At 71.7% G+C, this 16,495-nt stretch carries 13 protein-coding genes; 5 read left to right on the plus strand and 8 right to left on the minus strand.

From position 1 onward, the window contains the following. Window positions 1–3: 3 nt before the first annotated feature. From AC3CBB_RS11115 to AC3CBB_RS11140, 6 genes are read right to left on the minus strand one after another with little or no spacing between them, the layout of a single operon-like run. Window positions 4–909 (minus strand): PIG-L family deacetylase, encoded by a 906-nt coding sequence (locus AC3CBB_RS11115; protein WP_488624610.1) that lies wholly within the window; start codon window positions 907–909, stop codon window positions 4–6. Beyond that, window positions 906–3,128, minus strand: a complete 2,223-nt coding sequence (locus tag AC3CBB_RS11120; protein ID WP_488624611.1) for a hypothetical protein — start codon at window positions 3,126–3,128, stop codon at window positions 906–908. The genes AC3CBB_RS11115 and AC3CBB_RS11120 overlap by 4 nt, the downstream gene beginning before the upstream one ends. Beyond that, a complete protein-coding gene (locus AC3CBB_RS11125; RefSeq protein ID WP_488624612.1) occupies window positions 3,125–4,360 on the minus strand; it encodes a glycosyltransferase family 4 protein in 1,236 nt (411 codons plus the stop codon). The genes AC3CBB_RS11120 and AC3CBB_RS11125 overlap by 4 nt, the downstream gene beginning before the upstream one ends. Continuing rightward, complete coding sequence (locus AC3CBB_RS11130; RefSeq protein ID WP_488624613.1) at window positions 4,357–5,727, minus strand: glycosyltransferase family 2 protein; 1,371 nt, start codon at window positions 5,725–5,727, stop codon at window positions 4,357–4,359. Before AC3CBB_RS11130 ends, AC3CBB_RS11125 begins: the two co-directional genes overlap by 4 nt. Then, the gene (locus AC3CBB_RS11135) at window positions 5,724–7,493 is read right to left on the minus strand and encodes a lipopolysaccharide biosynthesis protein (protein ID WP_488624614.1); all 1,770 of its coding nucleotides are present in this window, start codon (window positions 7,491–7,493) and stop codon (window positions 5,724–5,726) included. The genes AC3CBB_RS11130 and AC3CBB_RS11135 overlap by 4 nt, the downstream gene beginning before the upstream one ends. After that, window positions 7,490–8,431 carry a beta-1,6-N-acetylglucosaminyltransferase gene (locus AC3CBB_RS11140; protein WP_488624615.1) on the minus strand — a complete coding sequence of 314 codons (942 nt, stop codon included), beginning with the start codon at window positions 8,429–8,431 and terminating at the stop codon, window positions 7,490–7,492. Before AC3CBB_RS11140 ends, AC3CBB_RS11135 begins: the two co-directional genes overlap by 4 nt. Window positions 8,432–8,734: 303 nt before the next feature. Here AC3CBB_RS11140 and AC3CBB_RS11145 point away from each other — a divergent pair, with 303 nt between their 5' ends. Together AC3CBB_RS11145 and AC3CBB_RS11150 are read left to right on the plus strand one after the other, a co-directional pair. Beyond that, window positions 8,735–9,685, plus strand: a complete 951-nt coding sequence (locus tag AC3CBB_RS11145) for a D-2-hydroxyacid dehydrogenase family protein (protein ID WP_488624616.1) — start codon at window positions 8,735–8,737, stop codon at window positions 9,683–9,685. Beyond that, window positions 9,685–10,449, plus strand: a complete 765-nt coding sequence (locus AC3CBB_RS11150; RefSeq protein ID WP_488624617.1) for a fumarylacetoacetate hydrolase family protein — start codon at window positions 9,685–9,687, stop codon at window positions 10,447–10,449. The genes AC3CBB_RS11145 and AC3CBB_RS11150 overlap by 1 nt, the downstream gene beginning before the upstream one ends. A gap of 54 nt (window positions 10,450–10,503) precedes the next feature. Here the strand turns inward: AC3CBB_RS11150 and AC3CBB_RS11155 are convergent, their stop codons facing one another. Next, the gene (locus tag AC3CBB_RS11155) at window positions 10,504–11,109 is read right to left on the minus strand and encodes a hypothetical protein (protein ID WP_123505383.1); all 606 of its coding nucleotides are present in this window, start codon (window positions 11,107–11,109) and stop codon (window positions 10,504–10,506) included. Between the two features lie 170 nt (window positions 11,110–11,279). Between AC3CBB_RS11155 and AC3CBB_RS11160 the strand changes: the two genes are divergently transcribed. From AC3CBB_RS11160 to AC3CBB_RS11170, 3 genes are read left to right on the plus strand one after another with little or no spacing between them, the layout of a single operon-like run. Further along, a complete protein-coding gene (locus AC3CBB_RS11160) occupies window positions 11,280–12,068 on the plus strand; it encodes a DeoR/GlpR family DNA-binding transcription regulator (protein WP_123505384.1) in 789 nt (262 codons plus the stop codon). Beyond that, complete coding sequence (locus AC3CBB_RS11165) at window positions 12,065–13,033, plus strand: 1-phosphofructokinase family hexose kinase (RefSeq protein WP_488624618.1); 969 nt, start codon at window positions 12,065–12,067, stop codon at window positions 13,031–13,033. Before AC3CBB_RS11160 ends, AC3CBB_RS11165 begins: the two co-directional genes overlap by 4 nt. A gap of 50 nt (window positions 13,034–13,083) precedes the next feature. Beyond that, window positions 13,084–15,195 (plus strand): PTS fructose transporter subunit IIABC, encoded by a 2,112-nt coding sequence (locus AC3CBB_RS11170; RefSeq protein WP_488624619.1) that lies wholly within the window; start codon window positions 13,084–13,086, stop codon window positions 15,193–15,195. A 149-nt stretch (window positions 15,196–15,344) separates the two neighbouring features. Here AC3CBB_RS11170 and AC3CBB_RS11175 read toward each other — a convergent pair whose 3' ends face one another. Continuing rightward, the gene (locus AC3CBB_RS11175) at window positions 15,345–16,487 is read right to left on the minus strand and encodes a cysteine desulfurase family protein (protein WP_488624620.1); all 1,143 of its coding nucleotides are present in this window, start codon (window positions 16,485–16,487) and stop codon (window positions 15,345–15,347) included. Window positions 16,488–16,495: the final 8 nt, after the last annotated feature.

Here is a 16,495-nt window from a genome sequence, read left to right on the forward strand (position 1 = left end):
CGCCTATCGCGCCGTGTACTCCCGTGCCAGCCACGCCCCTTCGGGGCGCGCGCTGCAGGCCGCCGTCGACGCGCAGGTCTTGTAGTCCGACAGCGCGTACAGGAAGAACGCCGCCTCCTTCGCGGCGATCTGCTCGGCGGTCAGGTTGGCGGGGCGCTCGGCGATCGGGTACCCGAGGTAGCCGGTGAGGGACGTGCCGTCGCCGAGCCCCTCGTGGAGGCGCTCGGCGAGATACCCGGCGACGTGGTGGTCGCTGTGGTCGCCGTCGACGAAGTCGCCCTCGTGGTCGAGGGTCACGATCGCCGCCGGGGCGATCCGGTCGGCGATGGCGCGGAGGACGGCGTGCAGGCTGGCCAGCGAGTACGTCGCCGTCCCGTCCACCGTCGAGATCGTGGCGATGCGCCCTTCCCAGAGCTTGCGAAGGCTCTGGCCGCCGCTCCTCTCGCCGCCGGAGCCCTCGACGCCGCCGTCGGGAAGCCGCATGAAGACGAGCGTCACGTCGGGCCGGGCCTCGAGCCGGGCGAGGGTCACCGGCTCGTCGGAGAACGCCTCGGTCGTCTCTATCCAGCGGTCGTCGGTTCTGGCGAGGTGCGAGTAGGCGGCGCGGACGCCGGCCTCGCGGGCGCGCCAGTACCACTCGTCGTCGTCGTCGTCGCCGGCCGTCAGATAGACGGTCGTGACCGGGCGGCCCGCCGCGAGCTCGCCGGCGAGCCGGGTGAAGGCGAAGAGGAGGTCGTCGTCCTGGTGGGCGAGCACGAAGAGCGTTCCGTCGACGGCGGGCTCGGGTGCGACGAGGTCGACGGGCCGGGAGACGACGGTTCGGGCGAGGCGTGCGCGTTCCTGCGCCGCTCGGATCCGGGCGCGGACCCGGCGGACGCGACGCCCGATCAGGAAGAGGATGCGGTTCATGGCCGGGCCGCGGCGTGCGTCTCGTAGATGCGGACGCCATCGCGGTCGTAGCTCAGCGTTCCTGAGGCGGCGACGGCCCTCTCCATCTCGTCGAGCTGCGCGCGGGTGAAGACGCCGGCGACGACAGCGGTGTGCTCCTGGTCGTCCGAGAACACCACCCAGGTGCGCGCGGTCTTCGGCTCCTGGTAGGCGCTCTCGAGCAGCTTCGCCGTGGAGAGCCTCGTCGGCGAGGCCGACTGGACGTCGGCGAAGGTGTTCGTCTGCAGGTACCTCAGGAGGTAGTCGGGATAGTGCGGACCGATCAGGACGGGGAACGTGTCGGTGACGCTGAGCTCGTAGTCGGAGGGCGCGAACCGCTTGTCGAGCCACTGCGCCGCCCTGACGTCGGACGCCGAGATTCGGAGGCTCGCCTCGGGCTGGAAGTAGGTGCCGACGAAGAGAACCAGCAGCGCGGACAGCGTGCTGATGAGACCGAGGGCGCTGACCCGACGGACGCGATGGCGGCCTTCGGAGCCGCCCCGGGTCCAGAACAGCCACGAGACGCCCATCGCGTAGAACGGCAGCCCGAACAGGAAGATGCGGAACTTGCCCTCCCCGCCGTAGGACTGGCCGAGCAGGGTGAAGACGGGGGCGATGGCCAGCCACGCGACGACGACCGTCGTGCGGACGTGGCCGTTCAGGATGCGTCGCGTGAAGCCGGCAAGCGCGAGCAGGACGGCGAATCCGGTCAGCAGGACGACGCCGTGGCTCTGGAGCGACGCCGCCTCGGAGACGCCGACCGACGACACCGATGCCTGCGAGATGTTGGCGCCCGGATTGAACGACGAGAACAGGCCGAAGTGCTGGCTGACGTACGGGAGGTTCGGGAGCAGGTAAAGGACCGGAAGCGCCACGAGCGCGATCGCGACCCAGAGGGGGCGGAGGTAGCCGAGCACGAAGAGGGGAACGAGCGCGAGGATCGCCACGTAGGGCGTGAGCTGATGGCTCGCGACGATGACGCCCTGGAGGCCGACGACGGCCACGATCGGGAGGATCCGGCCGCGTCCCGACCGCGTGACGCCGAGCACTTCGGTATTGATCGCGCGGCCGAGGCGGACGGCGGGCCGGGCCAGCTGGCGCTCGAACCACACCATCAGCCGACGCGGCTCGCTGCCGAGCGCCGACACCGCGACGAGCGCGGCCGTGAGGTACAGCATGAAGGCGAACGCCTGCGGCGAGTAGTAGTTCTGACCGACCCAGTTGCCCACCGTGAAGACGATCACGGAGGTCCAGGCCCAGCGGCGGTGCCGGGAGATCGTGCGGGCGATGGCGAGCACCAGCACGGCGTCGACCAGCGCGAAGAAGACCTCGGCCCAGGTCGCGTAGTGGGTCGCGTCGGGGATGCCGAGGGCGGAGCTCACCGTCGCGCTGAACGAGAAGAAGCCGGGCCAGCGGTTGTAAAGGTCGATCGACGGATCGACGCTGCCGTTGGCGACGATGTAGTTCGTCACGGCGATGTGCTTGTAGACCCACGGCAGGCGCGGGGCGTTCTCGACGAGGTTCGCCGAGCCGTAGAGGATCACGATGAGCAGAGCGAGGGCCGACGCCAGCAGCCCGTGGGCGCGCTTCGTGGTGAACAGCCCGACGAGTGCCACGACGAAAGCGATCACGACGGCGGCGTACCAGTAGACGGGGAACTCGACGAGCAGGCCGAACTGACCGAGGTCGGTGCTGTGCGTCAGGGTGAGCCCGACGATCCACAGGGCGGCGGCGACCACGAGCACGAGCCACGGGAGGGCCGAGATGCGGGCTACCGGGTCCCGCGGGGCCCAGCCGCCGGCCGCCCGCGCGACGGGGTCGACCGACGGGCCGCGGACACCGACCGGGCGGCGCGCGATCAGGACGGCCGCGACGACCAGCACGAGCACGGTCGCCGCCCGCGCGTGCCAGACCTGAGTCCAGACCATCGCGAGTGACAGCAGCGTCAGGACGACGATGCTTCCTACCGCCGTGAAGACCAGCCGGGCGGCCGGCTCGATCGTGGGGAACCGGCGGAGGACCGTCCAGCCCGGAAGGATCAGCACGGCGATCAGGACCACGATCGACCGGACCGGACCGGGAGCGTCGACGACGACGAGGGTCGCCGCGATCAGTCCGTAGACAGCGAGGCCGATCTCAGCAGTGCGAAGCGTGAGTCGTGGACGAGCGACCGCGTCAGGACGAGTGACGGCCGTGGTCATCGGGCGATCACAGCGCGGTTCCCCCGCGGCACCCGGGAGGCGCGGGTGCGGCGACGCGACCGGTGCGCGAGAAGGACGTCGGACAGCTGGTCGACGTGCGGCTCGTAGGGGAACCGGCGCGCGACATGCGCGTGCACGGCAGCGCCGAGGCCGGGCTCGGACGTGCGCCAGGCCAGGAGCTCTGACAGGCGCCCGGCGAGATCGGCGGCGTCGCCGGGAACCACGAGCAGGCGCTCCATGCCGTCGGCGAGCACCTCGGCGCTGCCGCCGAGATCGGATGCGATGGCCGGAATTCCTGCGGACATCGCCTCGACGGTCGTGCGGCCGAACGACTCGGGCGCCCACGACGGGGCGACCACGACATCGGCGGCGTGCAGGATCGGCACGACGTCGACCTGATTCGGGACGTGCGCCACCGACCCCTCCGGGAACGACCGGAGCAGCTCGCCGATCTCGTCGTCGGCGGAGGCCGCGTCGCCGACGAAGACCAGCCGGGCTTCGGTCGGGTCGAGGTCGAGCGACCTCCACGCCTGCAGGATCGTCAGCACGCCCTTGTCGCGCGAGATCCGCCCGAAGTACATCGCGACGCGGACGCCGTCGGGCAGGTCGAGCGCGGCACGCGCGGCGACCCGCTCGGCCTCGGTGGCGACGGGGTACCTGTCGAGCGGGACGGCGTTGTGCACGACCGTGATGCGGTCGGCCTGGATCCCGCGCGCCACCCACACGCTCTTGATGTACTCGGACACGGCCACGAACTCGGCGACGCCGGTCATGAGCTGCGACTGCAGGCGGTAGTTCGGGGCGTGGTGCAGGTGCACGACCAGGGGAACCCGCGCCAGGAGAGAGACCACCTGCGCCCAGATGATGTTCTCGGAGCGGTTCAGCCAGAGCACGTCGGGCCGGAGCCGCGCGACGCGGTAGGCGGAGCGCACGAACGAGGCGAGCCCCCGGAGCGCGCGGCTCGGCTCGAAGCGGACCGTCACGGGCCCGCGCAGATGCACGCCGAGGATCTCGAGGTCGGCGCGCTGGACGCCCGACTCGGTGTAGAGGAGGTCGACGCGGTGCCCGCGGGTGACGAGCGCGGTGGTGTCCTCGTAGACGCAGACCTCGATGCCGCCCACGGGCGCGAGCACATCGGTGGCTGTCACGATGCGGAGCGGCGGGACCGTCCGGTCGAAGCGGTCGGGGCCGAACCCCGAGGCCGTCTGAGTCTCGTCCACGCCGGTGCTCACGTGCGGGCCTCGACCACGTTCTCGCGGCCGAAGCGCAGCCAGGTGCGTCGACTCCTCAGGTACGCGCCCGGACCCCCGGGGAAGCCCCGCAGCTCGGTCGAGACGAGCGATCGGGGGTAGCCGCCCGAGAGGTTCGCGGGATCCTGCGCCGCCTGATTCTCGTCGCTCTGCTCTGCGACCGCACCGCGGTGCAGCACGCGCCCGACGGCCTGCTTGGCGAAGCGGCCGGCCGCCGAGGGCACCTGCCAGCCGAGGCCGATGAGGTGGCGCGGGTCGTCGAGCACGAGCGAGGTCAGCATCGCCGTGAAGCCGAGCCCGTAGCCGTGCAGCTGCCTCTCGAGCTCGGGCAGCGTCTGGCGGTGGCGGTGGTGCACGACGGCCTGCGGCTCGAAGGCCACGCGCCCGCCGGTCCAGAGGATCGACACGATGGTCGCGAGGTCCTCACCGCCGAGCGCCGGCGTGCCGGTGCCCAGGGCGGAGTCGAACCCGCGCACCCGAAGGAGCGCCGCGCGGCGGAAGGCCATGTTCGCGCCAGCACCGTACGCACCCACGCCGTAGACCGGCAGCCGCTTGATCTCGGCCCCCGTCGGGTCGCTGACGGCGATCTTCGAACCGCGGACGGGCGCAGGAACATCCTTCGCCGCCTCGAGCACGACCGGCACGAAGGTGCGCTCCCCGGCGAACCCGCCGTAGTAGCCCTCGAACCAGATCTGCGCCGGGGTCTCCAGCTCGGCGGGCAGGATGAGCCCGGTCAGGGCGTCGATGCCGTCGGCGCGTGCGAAGCGCTGTCCGATCACGCGGAGCCAGTTCTCATCGACGCGGACGTCGTCATCGGTGAAGGCGACGACCTCGCCGCGCGCGGCCTCGATCCCGGCGTTGCGGCCCGCGGAGACGCCGGGGCGCGACTCGCGGACGACGCGGACGGAGTCGTGGCCGGAGACGATGCTCGGGAGCGCGTCGTCGGCAGGAAGGGTCACTCGGTTGTCGACGACGATGAACTCGACGTCGGGGTAGTCGAGGCGGGTGAACGCCTCGAGGAGGACGCCGAGGTCGGCGGGGCGCGCCACGACCGTCGAGACCACGACCGAGATGCTGGGCAGCCGCTCGTCGGGCACGTCGACGGCGTCCGCGGCGCGGTCGGGAATCTGCTGGGCGTAGAAAGAGGCCAGGGCGCGCGAGGCGTCGGCCGGGTCGTCGGTGAGCTCGATGTCGACGGCCCCGACGGGGACCGCACCGCGGTAGCCGACGACCATGGCGGTCGAGTAGCGGTAGTCGGCGACGAGATCGGGAACCGACCGGCCGAGGTCGACGGAGACGACGCGGCGAGGACCGGGGACCACGGTCTCCACGGTCTCGGTGCTGGTCATGTCGCGCCTTCCTCTGGTGGGACGCCGGTGGCGGGGTCGCGGCCGGTGTCGCGGCCGGGGTCGATGTCGAATCCCAGGAGCCGCGCGAGGTCGTCGGCGCTATCGGCCTCGCGGGGCTCCTCCCCAGTGTCCAGTGCCGGGGCGGCGGCCGTCACGTCCCCTTCCGGGGTGCGTTCGGCGACAGGTGGGGTGGTACCGGCAGCTGTCGAGGCGGCCGCTCGTTCTCCGACAGGACCGCTCCTCCTGTCGGGAACCGCGTGGTCGGGAACCTCGTCGTCGGCAATCGCGGCGACCGCCTCCTCGGGAACCGGATCGGATGCGCCTCGCCGTGCCGCCTGCAGGCGGACCACGAACCAGGGGAAGCACGCGACCGCGAGCACGGCCCGGCCGAGGTTCCAGGCGAGCGTCTGCGGAAAGAGGATCGAGACGGCGGCGACCGCGATCGCTGCCGCGACCAGCATCACGAGGCGGATCGGAGCGCCGTGCCAGCGGTCGCGATCAGGAAGGAAGACGACCTGCAGGACGGCGAGGAGCGAGTACGAGGCCAGAGTCGCGACTGCCGCTCCGGAGATGCCCATCACCGGTACGAGAAGCAGGTTCAGCACGATGTTCAGGACGGCGGCGACTCCCGTGATGATGCCGACGGTCTTGCCGCGGCGGCCGACGACGAGCAGGCGGCCGGAGGCGCCGGACGCCGCCACGGGGAACGCGGTGAGCGCGACGAGCAGGACGACGAGGGTCAGCCCCGCTGGGCGGAACGAGGCCGGCGCGAGGATGCGGAGGGCCAGCGGCGCGATCAGGGTCACCCCGAGAACGATCGGGACGAGGATGCCGTACAGCTCGTCGCGCGACTTCATGGCGAGCGAGTAGCGGGCCGCTTTGTCCTTGAGCGCGGCGAAGTGCGGCGTCCACGCGCCGTTCGTGAAGTTCAGCAGCAGGATCACGGCCGAGCCGATGACGTAGGCGACCTGGTAGCGGCCGACCTCCGTGGCGCCGAGCTCGCGCTGGATGATGATGCGGTCGCCCGCGTTCAGGACGAAGTAGGCGAGGCTGCCGAGGGCGAGCGGCACGCCGAGCGTGATGGCGCGGCGCGTGACCGCCCACTGCCTGAAGCCCTGCAGGGTCGGCCGCACGACGATGAGACCCAGGAACATGGCGACGAACTGGCAGATTACGCCGCCCCAGGCGTAGGTGGTGGCGTCGTTGTGCACGGTCAGGATCAGCACGAGTCCGACCACCGAGCCGCCGATGGCCGAGATGACGCTGACGACGGTGAACGGCTTCAAGCGGTCCTCGGCGACGAGGAGCGCCAGCATGACCGTGACGGCGGCCGACGGAGCCGTCCAGAGGATGACCGCGACGACGAGCAGCGGGAAGTCGCCGAATCCGAGCGGGCCCGACCAGAGAGGGATGGTGGCGAGCGCGATGGCCGTGACGGCGAACGAGATGACGACGCCGATCGTGACCAGGCCGCGGGCGCGCTTGCCGTCGCCGTCGTCGGCGCGCTCGAGCACGAGGGCCTCGTCGAGGCCGAGGAGTGCTGCGACGCTGAGCACCTGGTAGATCGCGAGAGCGCTCGACAGCGCGCCGAACTCGCTCGGACCCATCAGGTGGGTCAGGACAGGCGAGATGAGCGTCGAGACGACCAGCTGCAGCGACCAGACGACGACGTAGAGGAGTCCGCGACCGAAGAGCCTCGATCCGCCGTCGGCGGGCGCGGCGGCGGCCGGGCCCTCGACGGAGACGTCGGCAGCGGCGGCGGTCACGGGGTGCCGTCCTGAGCTGCGGGGGCTGCGGACCGGCCGGGAGTTCCTGCGCGCACGTGCTCGGCGTCGAGCGCGTCGAGCAGGGGCGTGCTCTCGGCGGTGGAGAACTTGCGGGCGAAGAAGTGAGGGAGCTCCTGCTGGGCGTCGGACCGTCGCGACAGCACGCGCTCGGCGTGCTCGTGGGTCAGCCACGGCGGGCTCTTGCGGCGCGTGCCGTCCCAGCCGATCCACCAGAGGGTCGCGCGGACGTGCTTCTGCTCCCAGTCGGGAACGAAGCGCTCGGTCATCAGGATGGAGGGAACGAACGTCTCGTCGGCGACCCAGCTGCGCTTCCAGAAGCCGACCAGCTCCGGATGCGCGTCGACGGCGTCGAGCACGGCCTGCGCGTGCTCGCGCGACAGGACTTTGAGCTGAGAGCCGCCGGCGAACGTGACGCCGTGCGGCAGTCGGCGCGGGATCGGCAGGCGGATCATGCGCTTGCGCCAGGCCCAGTGCCGGTAGCGCAGGCGGTCGAAGCCGCCGCTGCGGCCCCACTCGGGATGCGGCAGGGGGTCGATCAGAGCGAACGACGTACCGGGGTGCTCGCCGAGCAGCTCGGAGATCTCATCGCTCGAAGCCAGGGGGTAGTCGGTGCCGGTCAGCACGGCCACGTGGGTCGCGTCGGTCGTCGCGAGAGCTGCGCGATACCCCTGCAGCTCGGCCTCGACGTTCTCCCAGCGCGCCCAGCCGGTCTTGATCCGGGGCATCACGACCGCTCGCTCAGGAAGCCCGCGGGTCATCTCGGCGAACGCGTCGTCAGGAGTGCTCGGATCGCAGTGGAGGAAGACCGGGAACGGATCGAGTGCCCGCACGAGTCGCTGCACGTGCTGCGGATCCGTGTGAGCGAGGATCACGCACGCGAGAAGGGCGCGGCCGTCCTGCGCGCGGGTGCTATGCACACGGGAGTTCTGCACACGGGAGTTCTGGGCGTGCCGCATGGGCGGGTGGGTCCTGTCGTCGGGTCGGGTCCGAGTCGCGCGCTTCTCCGGCGCACAACGAGGCCACCGGCGGGAGCAGACCGGGTAGGTGGTCTGCTTCTCAGGTTGCCTCCACGCTATTTGATGCGTCTGAGGGCGACAAGATACGCGTTGGGGTGACAGACGAACCTGTCTGCTTTGTCCCCCGAGACGAGTGCTCTGATCGCGGGGGCGCAGGAACTCGCCGCCCGCCGCCCGCGGGGGCGCCGCCTGTAGCCTGATCCCATGCCCGCGATCCTCACGATCCTCGACGACTACCAGTCGATCGCCCTCGATTCCGCCGACTGGAGCGAGGTGCGGGAGCACTTCGAGATCGACGTCGTGACAGAGCACATCGACGACGCCGATGCGCTCGTCGAGAGGCTCTCCGGCAGTCAGGTCGTCGTCGCCATGCGCGAGCGCACCGCCTTCCCCTCCGAGGTCTTCGAGCGGCTCCCCGAACTCAGGCACTTCGTCACGACCGGCATGGCCAACGCCTCCGTCGACATCGCCGCCGCGAAGGCGCGCGGCGTCGTCGTCACCGGCACGGAGGGGTCCGGTCGCGAGGTGGCCGAGCTCGTCATCGGCATGATGATCGCTCTCGCTCGCAGCATCGTCGCGGAGGACGCCGCCCTCCACGCCGACGGCTGGCAGCACACCATCGGCACGCGCCTCGAAGGCAGGACGCTGGGACTGCTCGGCCTCGGCAAGCAGGCGCGATGGGTCGCAGAGCTCGCCCTCGCCTTCCGGATGCGCGTCGTCGCATGGAGCCCCTCGTTGACGCCGGAACGCGCCGCCGCCCACGGCGTGGCCGCCGTGTCGCGCGAGGAGCTGTTCGAGGGCTCCGACTTCCTCTCCGTCCACGTGCCGCTCACCGAGGCCACGCGAGGGATCATCGGCGCGGAGGAGCTCGCGACCATGAAGGAGACGGCCTTCCTGATCAACACGTCGCGCGGCCCGATCGTCGACTCGGAGGCCCTGATGATGGCGCTCATGGTCGACACCCTCGCCGGCGCCGCACTCGATGTCTACGACGTCGAGCCGCTGCCTCTGAAGGACCCCCTGCGGAAGCTGTCGAACGTCCTGCTCCTCCCCCACATCGGCTATGTCACACGCGAGGTCTACGACGTCTTCTACGGCCAGGCCGTCGAGAACGTGCTCGCGGTACTCTCCGGCACCCCGGTCCGGGAACTCTGATGGCGGGCTTCGCCTTTGCTCCTCCGCCCGTGCCGTCGGTGGCGATCTCAGGATCCGACGAGCGATTCCCCGTCCGGCGCATCCTCTGCGTGGGCCGCAACTACGCCGAGCACGCGCGCGAGATGGGCAGCGACCCCGACCGCGAGCCGCCGTTCTTCTTCGCCAAACCGGGCGACGCCGTGGTGCCCGCCTCAGGAACAGTGCCCTACCCCACTCTGACGTCCCGTCTGGAGTTCGAGGTCGAGCTCGTCGTCGCGATCGGAGTCGGCGGTTCGTCGATCGCCCCGGCCGACGCACTCGAGCACGTGTGGGGCTACGCGGTCGGGGTCGACCTCACGCGCCGCGACCGCCAGCAGGAGGCGAAGGACACCCGTCGCCCCTGGGACGTCGCGAAGGGCTTCGACGCGTCGGCTCCGCTGACGCCCCTGGTGCCGCGGGCATCGCTGATGCCGCGGGTGTCGCTCGACGCTGGCGCCCTCGCCGCTGGCGACCCCGCCGCTGACGCCCTCGACGCGGCGTCCGGGCGAATCTGGCTGGCCGTCGACGGAGTCGTCGCTCAGGACGGCGACCTCGCCGACCAGATCTGGCCTGTGGCCGACGTCATCGCGGCAGCGTCCCGCGCCTGGGAGCTCGCGCCCGGCGACCTGATCTTCACGGGGACGCCGTCGGGCGTGGGCCCGGTCGCGCCGGGGCAGACGCTGTCGGGCGGAATTCAGGAGATCGGGACCTTCGAGTTCGTGCTGGGTGCCGCGCCCGGCGCGTGAGGGTGCAGATCTCCTGATTCGCGCACGGCTCGGCCCGGTCGGACCCGCCGGCGATCAGGAACGGATCGTGGTCGTGACGTCGACGAGGCTCGGGTCGCGCGGCGCCGAGCCGAAGCCGAAGCGCACGGGAGGGTCCAGGGGCGCGAGGGCCCCGAGTTCCTGCGCGTCGAACTCGGCCTCGACACTGGCGACCCGCCGGGCCAGCGTGACGCCGTAGTACTCGCGGCGGCCGCCGCCCGCGGTGCCGGCGGTCGCGGATCCGGGAAGCAGGAACTTCGCCACCGGATTGATGAGCCGCAGCCACGCGGGGCGGGTGGCCACACTCCGCGGAACCGCCCTCAGGAGCCGTCCGAGCGGCGAGATGCCGCCGATCCCGAGCCGCAGCCGGAGCACGCCCGGGCCGGCCTCGACCAGGATCCCGCCGTCGACCTTCCGCCACTCGACCGGCAGGACGCGCACCTCGTCGAACTCGTAGGTCGCCGAGATGTAGTGCGCGACGTCCTCACGGGGTGCGAGGAGGACCCGGTGGCCGCTCCCCGTCTCGACCATGACGTCGGCGAAGGAGCCCAGCGGCGACGTGTTCCAGAGCCCGACGACGAGCCGGGTTCCTGATTCGGTGCCGACGCCGGCGATACGGCCCACGAAGCGGTCAGTGGTCATCCGTCAACCGTAGGCGTCCGCGACGGTTGTGGTTTTGTCTGCGTTCGTCTTGCTTTGTGCCCGAAACGGGCATACAGTCTCCTGAAACGCAGGACGCAGCTCCTGAAAAGCAGGCAGATCACGCCTGCGATACCAACGGCACGACGAGCAGGCGACGCGGAGGTCACCGGATGTACGCACTGGAGCGACACGACTCGATCACCGAGCTGCTGCGCGCCGAAGGCCGCGTCGTGGTGTCCGACCTCGCCGACAGGTTCGAGGTCACGACGGAGACCATCCGCAGGGACCTCGACGTGCTGGAGCAGGCCGGTCGGCTGCAGCGGGTGCACGGCGGGGCAGTTCCTGCGGGCCATTCGAGCGTCACCGAGCTCAGCCTCGCCGAGCGGCAGGAGCAGCAGACGCCCGGCAAGACGGCCATCGCGCGGGCCGCGGCTCGCCTCGTCCCCTCGACGTTCGTGGGGTCGGTCGCCCTCGACGCGGGCACCACGACCGCGGCGGTGGCTGCGGAGCTCGCGTCGTGGCGCCCGGCCGTGGATGGCGTGCAGCTCACCGTCATCACGAACTCCGTCCCGATCGCGGCGCTCCTGCAGCACAGCCCGCACATCGACCTCCGTCTGCTCGGCGGGCGGGTGCGCGGCCTGACCAGCGCCGCCGTCGGGAGCACCACCGTCGACCAGATCGCCGGGCTCCGTCCTGACATCGCGTTCATCGGCGTCAACGGCCTGAGCGCCGGGTTCGGACTCTCGACCCCGGACGAGTTCGAGGCCGCCGTCAAGACCGCCTTCGTGCGCGCAGCCCGCCGCGCCGTGGCCGTCGCCGACGGCACCAAGCACGGCGCCGAGGCTCTCACGCGCTTCGCCCGCCTCGACGAGCTCGACACCGTCATCACCGACGTGGAGCCGCCCGCCGACCTGGCCGGCGCGCTTCGCGACGCCGAAGTGGAGGTCCTGGTCGCATGATCATCACTGTCACCCCGAACCCCTCGCTCGACCGCACCATCGAGCTGACCTCGCCGCTGGCCCGCGGCGCCGTGCAGCGCTCGGTGCGCACCACGGACGAGCCGGGCGGCAAGGGCGTCAACGTCTCGCGCGCTCTGGCGGCCTCAGGTGCCGACACCGTAGCCATCCTGCCCGGCGGGCTCGACGATCCGGTGCTCGTCGCGCTCCGCTCACGAGGCGTGGCCACCGTCAACCTGCCGATCGACGCGCGCCTCCGGTCGAACGTCACGATCACCGAGCCCGACGGCACCACCACGAAGATCAACGAGCCCGGCCCCGACCTCGGCGGCCACGCGATCGCGCTGGTCGACCTGATCGTCGAGCACGCGGTGAGCGCCGACTGGCTGGTCATCGCCGGATCTCTGCCCCCCGGGCTGCCCGCCGACTTCCTCGCCGGCGTCGTCCACGCCGTCCGCGTCGCGCACGGCGACTCGGCCCCGCGCATCGCGGTCGACTCGTCGGGCGAGCCGTTCCGCCAGCTCCTCGACTCAGGAGTCCCGGTCGACCTCGTCAAGCCCAACGCCGAGGAGCTCGCCGAGGTCGTCGGCGGCGATCCCGATGTCTACGAGACCGACCGCGACGCGGCCGTGGCCGGGGCGCACCTGCTCCGAGCCCGCGGTGTCGGCGCAGTCCTCCTGACTCTCGGCAGCGCGGGCGCGATCCTCGTCGACGACGACGGCGCCTGGTTCGCCGCGGCGCCCGTCATCGAGGCGCTCTCGACCGTCGGGGCCGGCGACTCGTCGCTCTCGGGCTACCTGCTGGCCGAGACGAGCGGAGCCTCGGCGCCCCGCCGCCTCGCCCAGGCCGTCGCCTCCGGAGCGGCGGCCGCGTCGCTGCCCGGCAGCGTCGTCCCCACCCTCGCCCAGACCCACCCCGAGGCCATCGACGTCGTGCCGTTGTCTCAGGCGCGCGCCGTTCAGGCCTGATCCCCTCTCGTTCCACCTGACTACCTGCAGCAGCAAAGGAGCTCCAGCCCATGTCCACCCTCATCAACACCGACCTCGTCGGCCTCGACGAAGACCTCGGAGGCACGTCGTCCGACGTGATCCGCGCTCTCGCCGCCCGTGTCGCCTCCGTCGGCCGCGCCGGCTCGGCGTCCTCCCTCGCCGATGACGCCATCGCCCGAGAAGCCTCCGTCGGCACCGGCGTGCCCGGCGGCATCGCCATCCCCCACGCCCGGTCGGCCTCCGTGACGGAGCCGACCCTCGCGATGACCCGTCTCGCCCGCCGCGTGCCATTCGGCGCACCGGACGGCGACGCCGACATCGTGTTCATGATCGCGGTGCCGGAAGGCGCCGACGGCGACCACATGACCGTGCTCTCGACGCTCGCCCGTGCACTCATCCGCGAGGACTTCACAGCGTCCCTTCGCGCTGCCGCGACCCCCGCCGACATCGTCGCGATCGTCGACGCCGAGGTCGGCGGCGAGGTCGACGCGGCCCGCGGCGTGACCGGGACGGCCGCTCCGGCCGCCGCGAGTGCTGGTGCCGGGGCTGCCGCGGGTGCTGGCGCCGGTGCCGCCAAGGGCACGGCCCCCGCCATCAAGCTGGTCGGCGTCACCGCCTGCCCCACCGGCATCGCCCACACCTACATGGCCGCCGACGCCCTCGTCGCGGCCGCCGCCAAGCTCGGCGCCGAGCTGCAGATCGAGACGCAGGGCTCCGGCCAGGTCGTCCCGCTCGACCCCGCCGTCATCCGAGAGGCCGACGCTGTCATCTTCGCCGTCGACGTCGACGTGCGCGACCGCGCGCGATTCGCAGGAAAGCCGCTCGTCCAGGGCCCCGTGAAGCGCGGTGTCGACGAGCCCGACGCGATGGTCCGCGAGGCGCTGGCAGCCGCGAAGAACCCGAGCGCGGCCCGCGTCTCAGGTTCTCTGGCCGAAGGCCCAGCCATGAGCCAGGGTCGCCGCGGCTTCGGCTCGGCGCTCAAGACGTGGCTCCTGACGGGCGTGTCGTACATGATCCCGTTCGTCGCCGGAGGCGGCCTGCTCATCGCGCTCGGCTTCCTGCTGGCGAAGTACGGCATCGCGCTCACGGCCGAGGGCCACACGGTCAACAACGCCGCCTACGCCCTCCAGAACTACACGCTCTGGAACCTCCCGCCGCAGGGCCTGGCCTACTACCTCGGCGCCGCGGCCTTCCAGATCGGCGGAGCATCGCTCGGATTCCTCGTGGCAGCCCTCGCCGGCTACATCGCCTACGCGATCGCCGACCGACCCGGCATCGCCCCCGGTTTCGTCGCCGGCGCGATCGCGGTCTTCATGAACGCCGGGTTCCTCGGCGGCCTCGTCGGCGGTCTGCTCGCCGGCTTCGCGGCCTACTACATCGGCAAGCTCAACGTGCCCCGGTTCGTGCGCGGTCTCATGCCCGTCGTGATCATCCCGCTGTTCGCCTCGATCTTCGCCTCCGGTCTCCTGCTCCTCTTCCTGGGCGGACCGATCGCGGCCCTCACGAAAGCGCTGGGCGACTTCCTGAACGGCCTGTCCGGCTCGGGCGTCGTGGTGCTCGGGATCATCCTCGGCCTGATGATGTGCTTCGATCTCGGCGGCCCGGTCAACAAGGTGGCCTACGCGTTCGCTGTGGCCGGACTCTCGGCGGGCTCGGTCGCCAACCCCGCCCCGTGGGAGATCATGGCCGCCGTCATGGGAGCTGGCATGGTGCCGCCGCTCGCGATGGCGCTCGCGTCCACCGTGCTCTACCGCAAGGGCTTTACCCCGATCGAGCGCAACAACGGCGCGGCGGCGTGGCTTCTCGGAGCATCGTTCATCTCGGAGGGCGCGATCCCGTTCGCCGCTGCGGACCCGCTGCGCGTCATCCCCGCCAGCATGGTGGGCGGCGCCCTGACCGGAGCGATCTCGATGGCCGCGGGCGTGACCTCTCAGGCGCCGCACGGTGGCATCTTCGTGTTCTTCGCGATCGGCAACCTCCTCATGTGGATCGTCGCGATCCTCTCCGGAACCGTCGTGACGGCTGTCGTGTACGTGGTCCTGAAGCGCTTCGTCCGCCGCCGCCCGATCGACGCCTCGATCGCCGACGCCGAGCGCGCCGAGGCGGGGCTCGCGCCGGCCGGACAGCCGGTGGCTGCGTAGCGGCCCTGGCCCGGGCTGCGCGCTCAGGAAAACCGCACGGCCTCTGACGCCGGCGCGGGCCTCGACGGGAGGACCGCGCCGGCTTTCCTGTGCTGGCGGCGGCGGGCGCGCCTCGGGCGACCACCCTGCCGTGTTCCTGGGCGCAGGAACTAGCCCGCGATTCCGCGCACGGCGGCGACGGCTGCCTCGACGTCGGCGGCGACCGACCCGAGTTCCTGCGCTGTGAGCCCGCCGCCCCAGGTGAACCGGACCGACGTCTGCGCAAGATCGGCGTCCATGCCGAGCGCCGTGAGGACGTGCGAGGGCTCGTCGCTTCCGGCGGCGCAGGCGGAGCCGCTCGACGACACGACGCCGCGGCGCTCCAGCTCCAGCAGGACGGCCTCCCCGCTCGTCCCCGGGAAGACGAACGACGCGTTGGCGGGCAGCCGTGCCTCGGCGGGGCCGGTCAGGCGGGCGCCGGGTACGCGCGTCAGGACTTCTGCTACGAACGCGTCGCGGACGCCCGCGGCGGCATCCGCCCGAGCGCGTCTTTCCTGCTCTGCGATCCCGACGGCCACACCGAGCGCCACCGCGCCCGCTACGTTCTCAGTGCCGGAGCGCCGCCCGCGCTCCTGCCCGCCACCGTGGACGAGCGGCTCGAGCGGCACCCGGCCCGCGACGTAGAGCGCGCCGACGCCCTTGGGCGCCCCGAGCTTGTGTCCTGAGATCGACAGCGCCTGAACGCCGAGCACGTCGACGCGAGTGTCGAGCCAGCCGGCCGTCTGGACGGCATCGGTGTGGAAGGGCACGCCGGCCTCGCGCGTCACGGCGGTCAGGTCGGCGATGGGCTGCACCGTCCCGATCTCGTTGTTAGCGTGAGCGATCGAGACGAGCGTCGTATCGCTTCTCAGGACTCGTGCCAGCGCCGCCGGGGTGACGAGCCCGTCGTCGGTCAGGTCGACGTACGACACCTGAAACCCGAGCAGCCGCTCCAGGAAGAGCACCGACTCGAGCACGGCCTCGTGCTCGATGCGGCTCGTCACGAGGTGCCTGCCACGGGGCGAACCGAGCGCGATCCCCTTGATCGCGAGATTGTCGGCCTCGGTGCCGCCCGCCGTGAAGACGACCTCCCCCGGGCGGCAGCCGAGCCAGTCCGCGATCTGAGCGCGGGCTGTCGCGAGTGCCCGAGCCGCCGACTCCCCGACCGTGTGGTGGCTTGACGGATTGCCGAAGTCGCTCGTCAGGAACGGCCACATGGCCTCGACGGCCTCGCGGCGGGCGGGCGAGGTCGCGGCGGCGTCGAGGTAGAGCACGGGTGTCC

This window comes from Frondihabitans sp. OV104 (assembly GCF_057787745.1).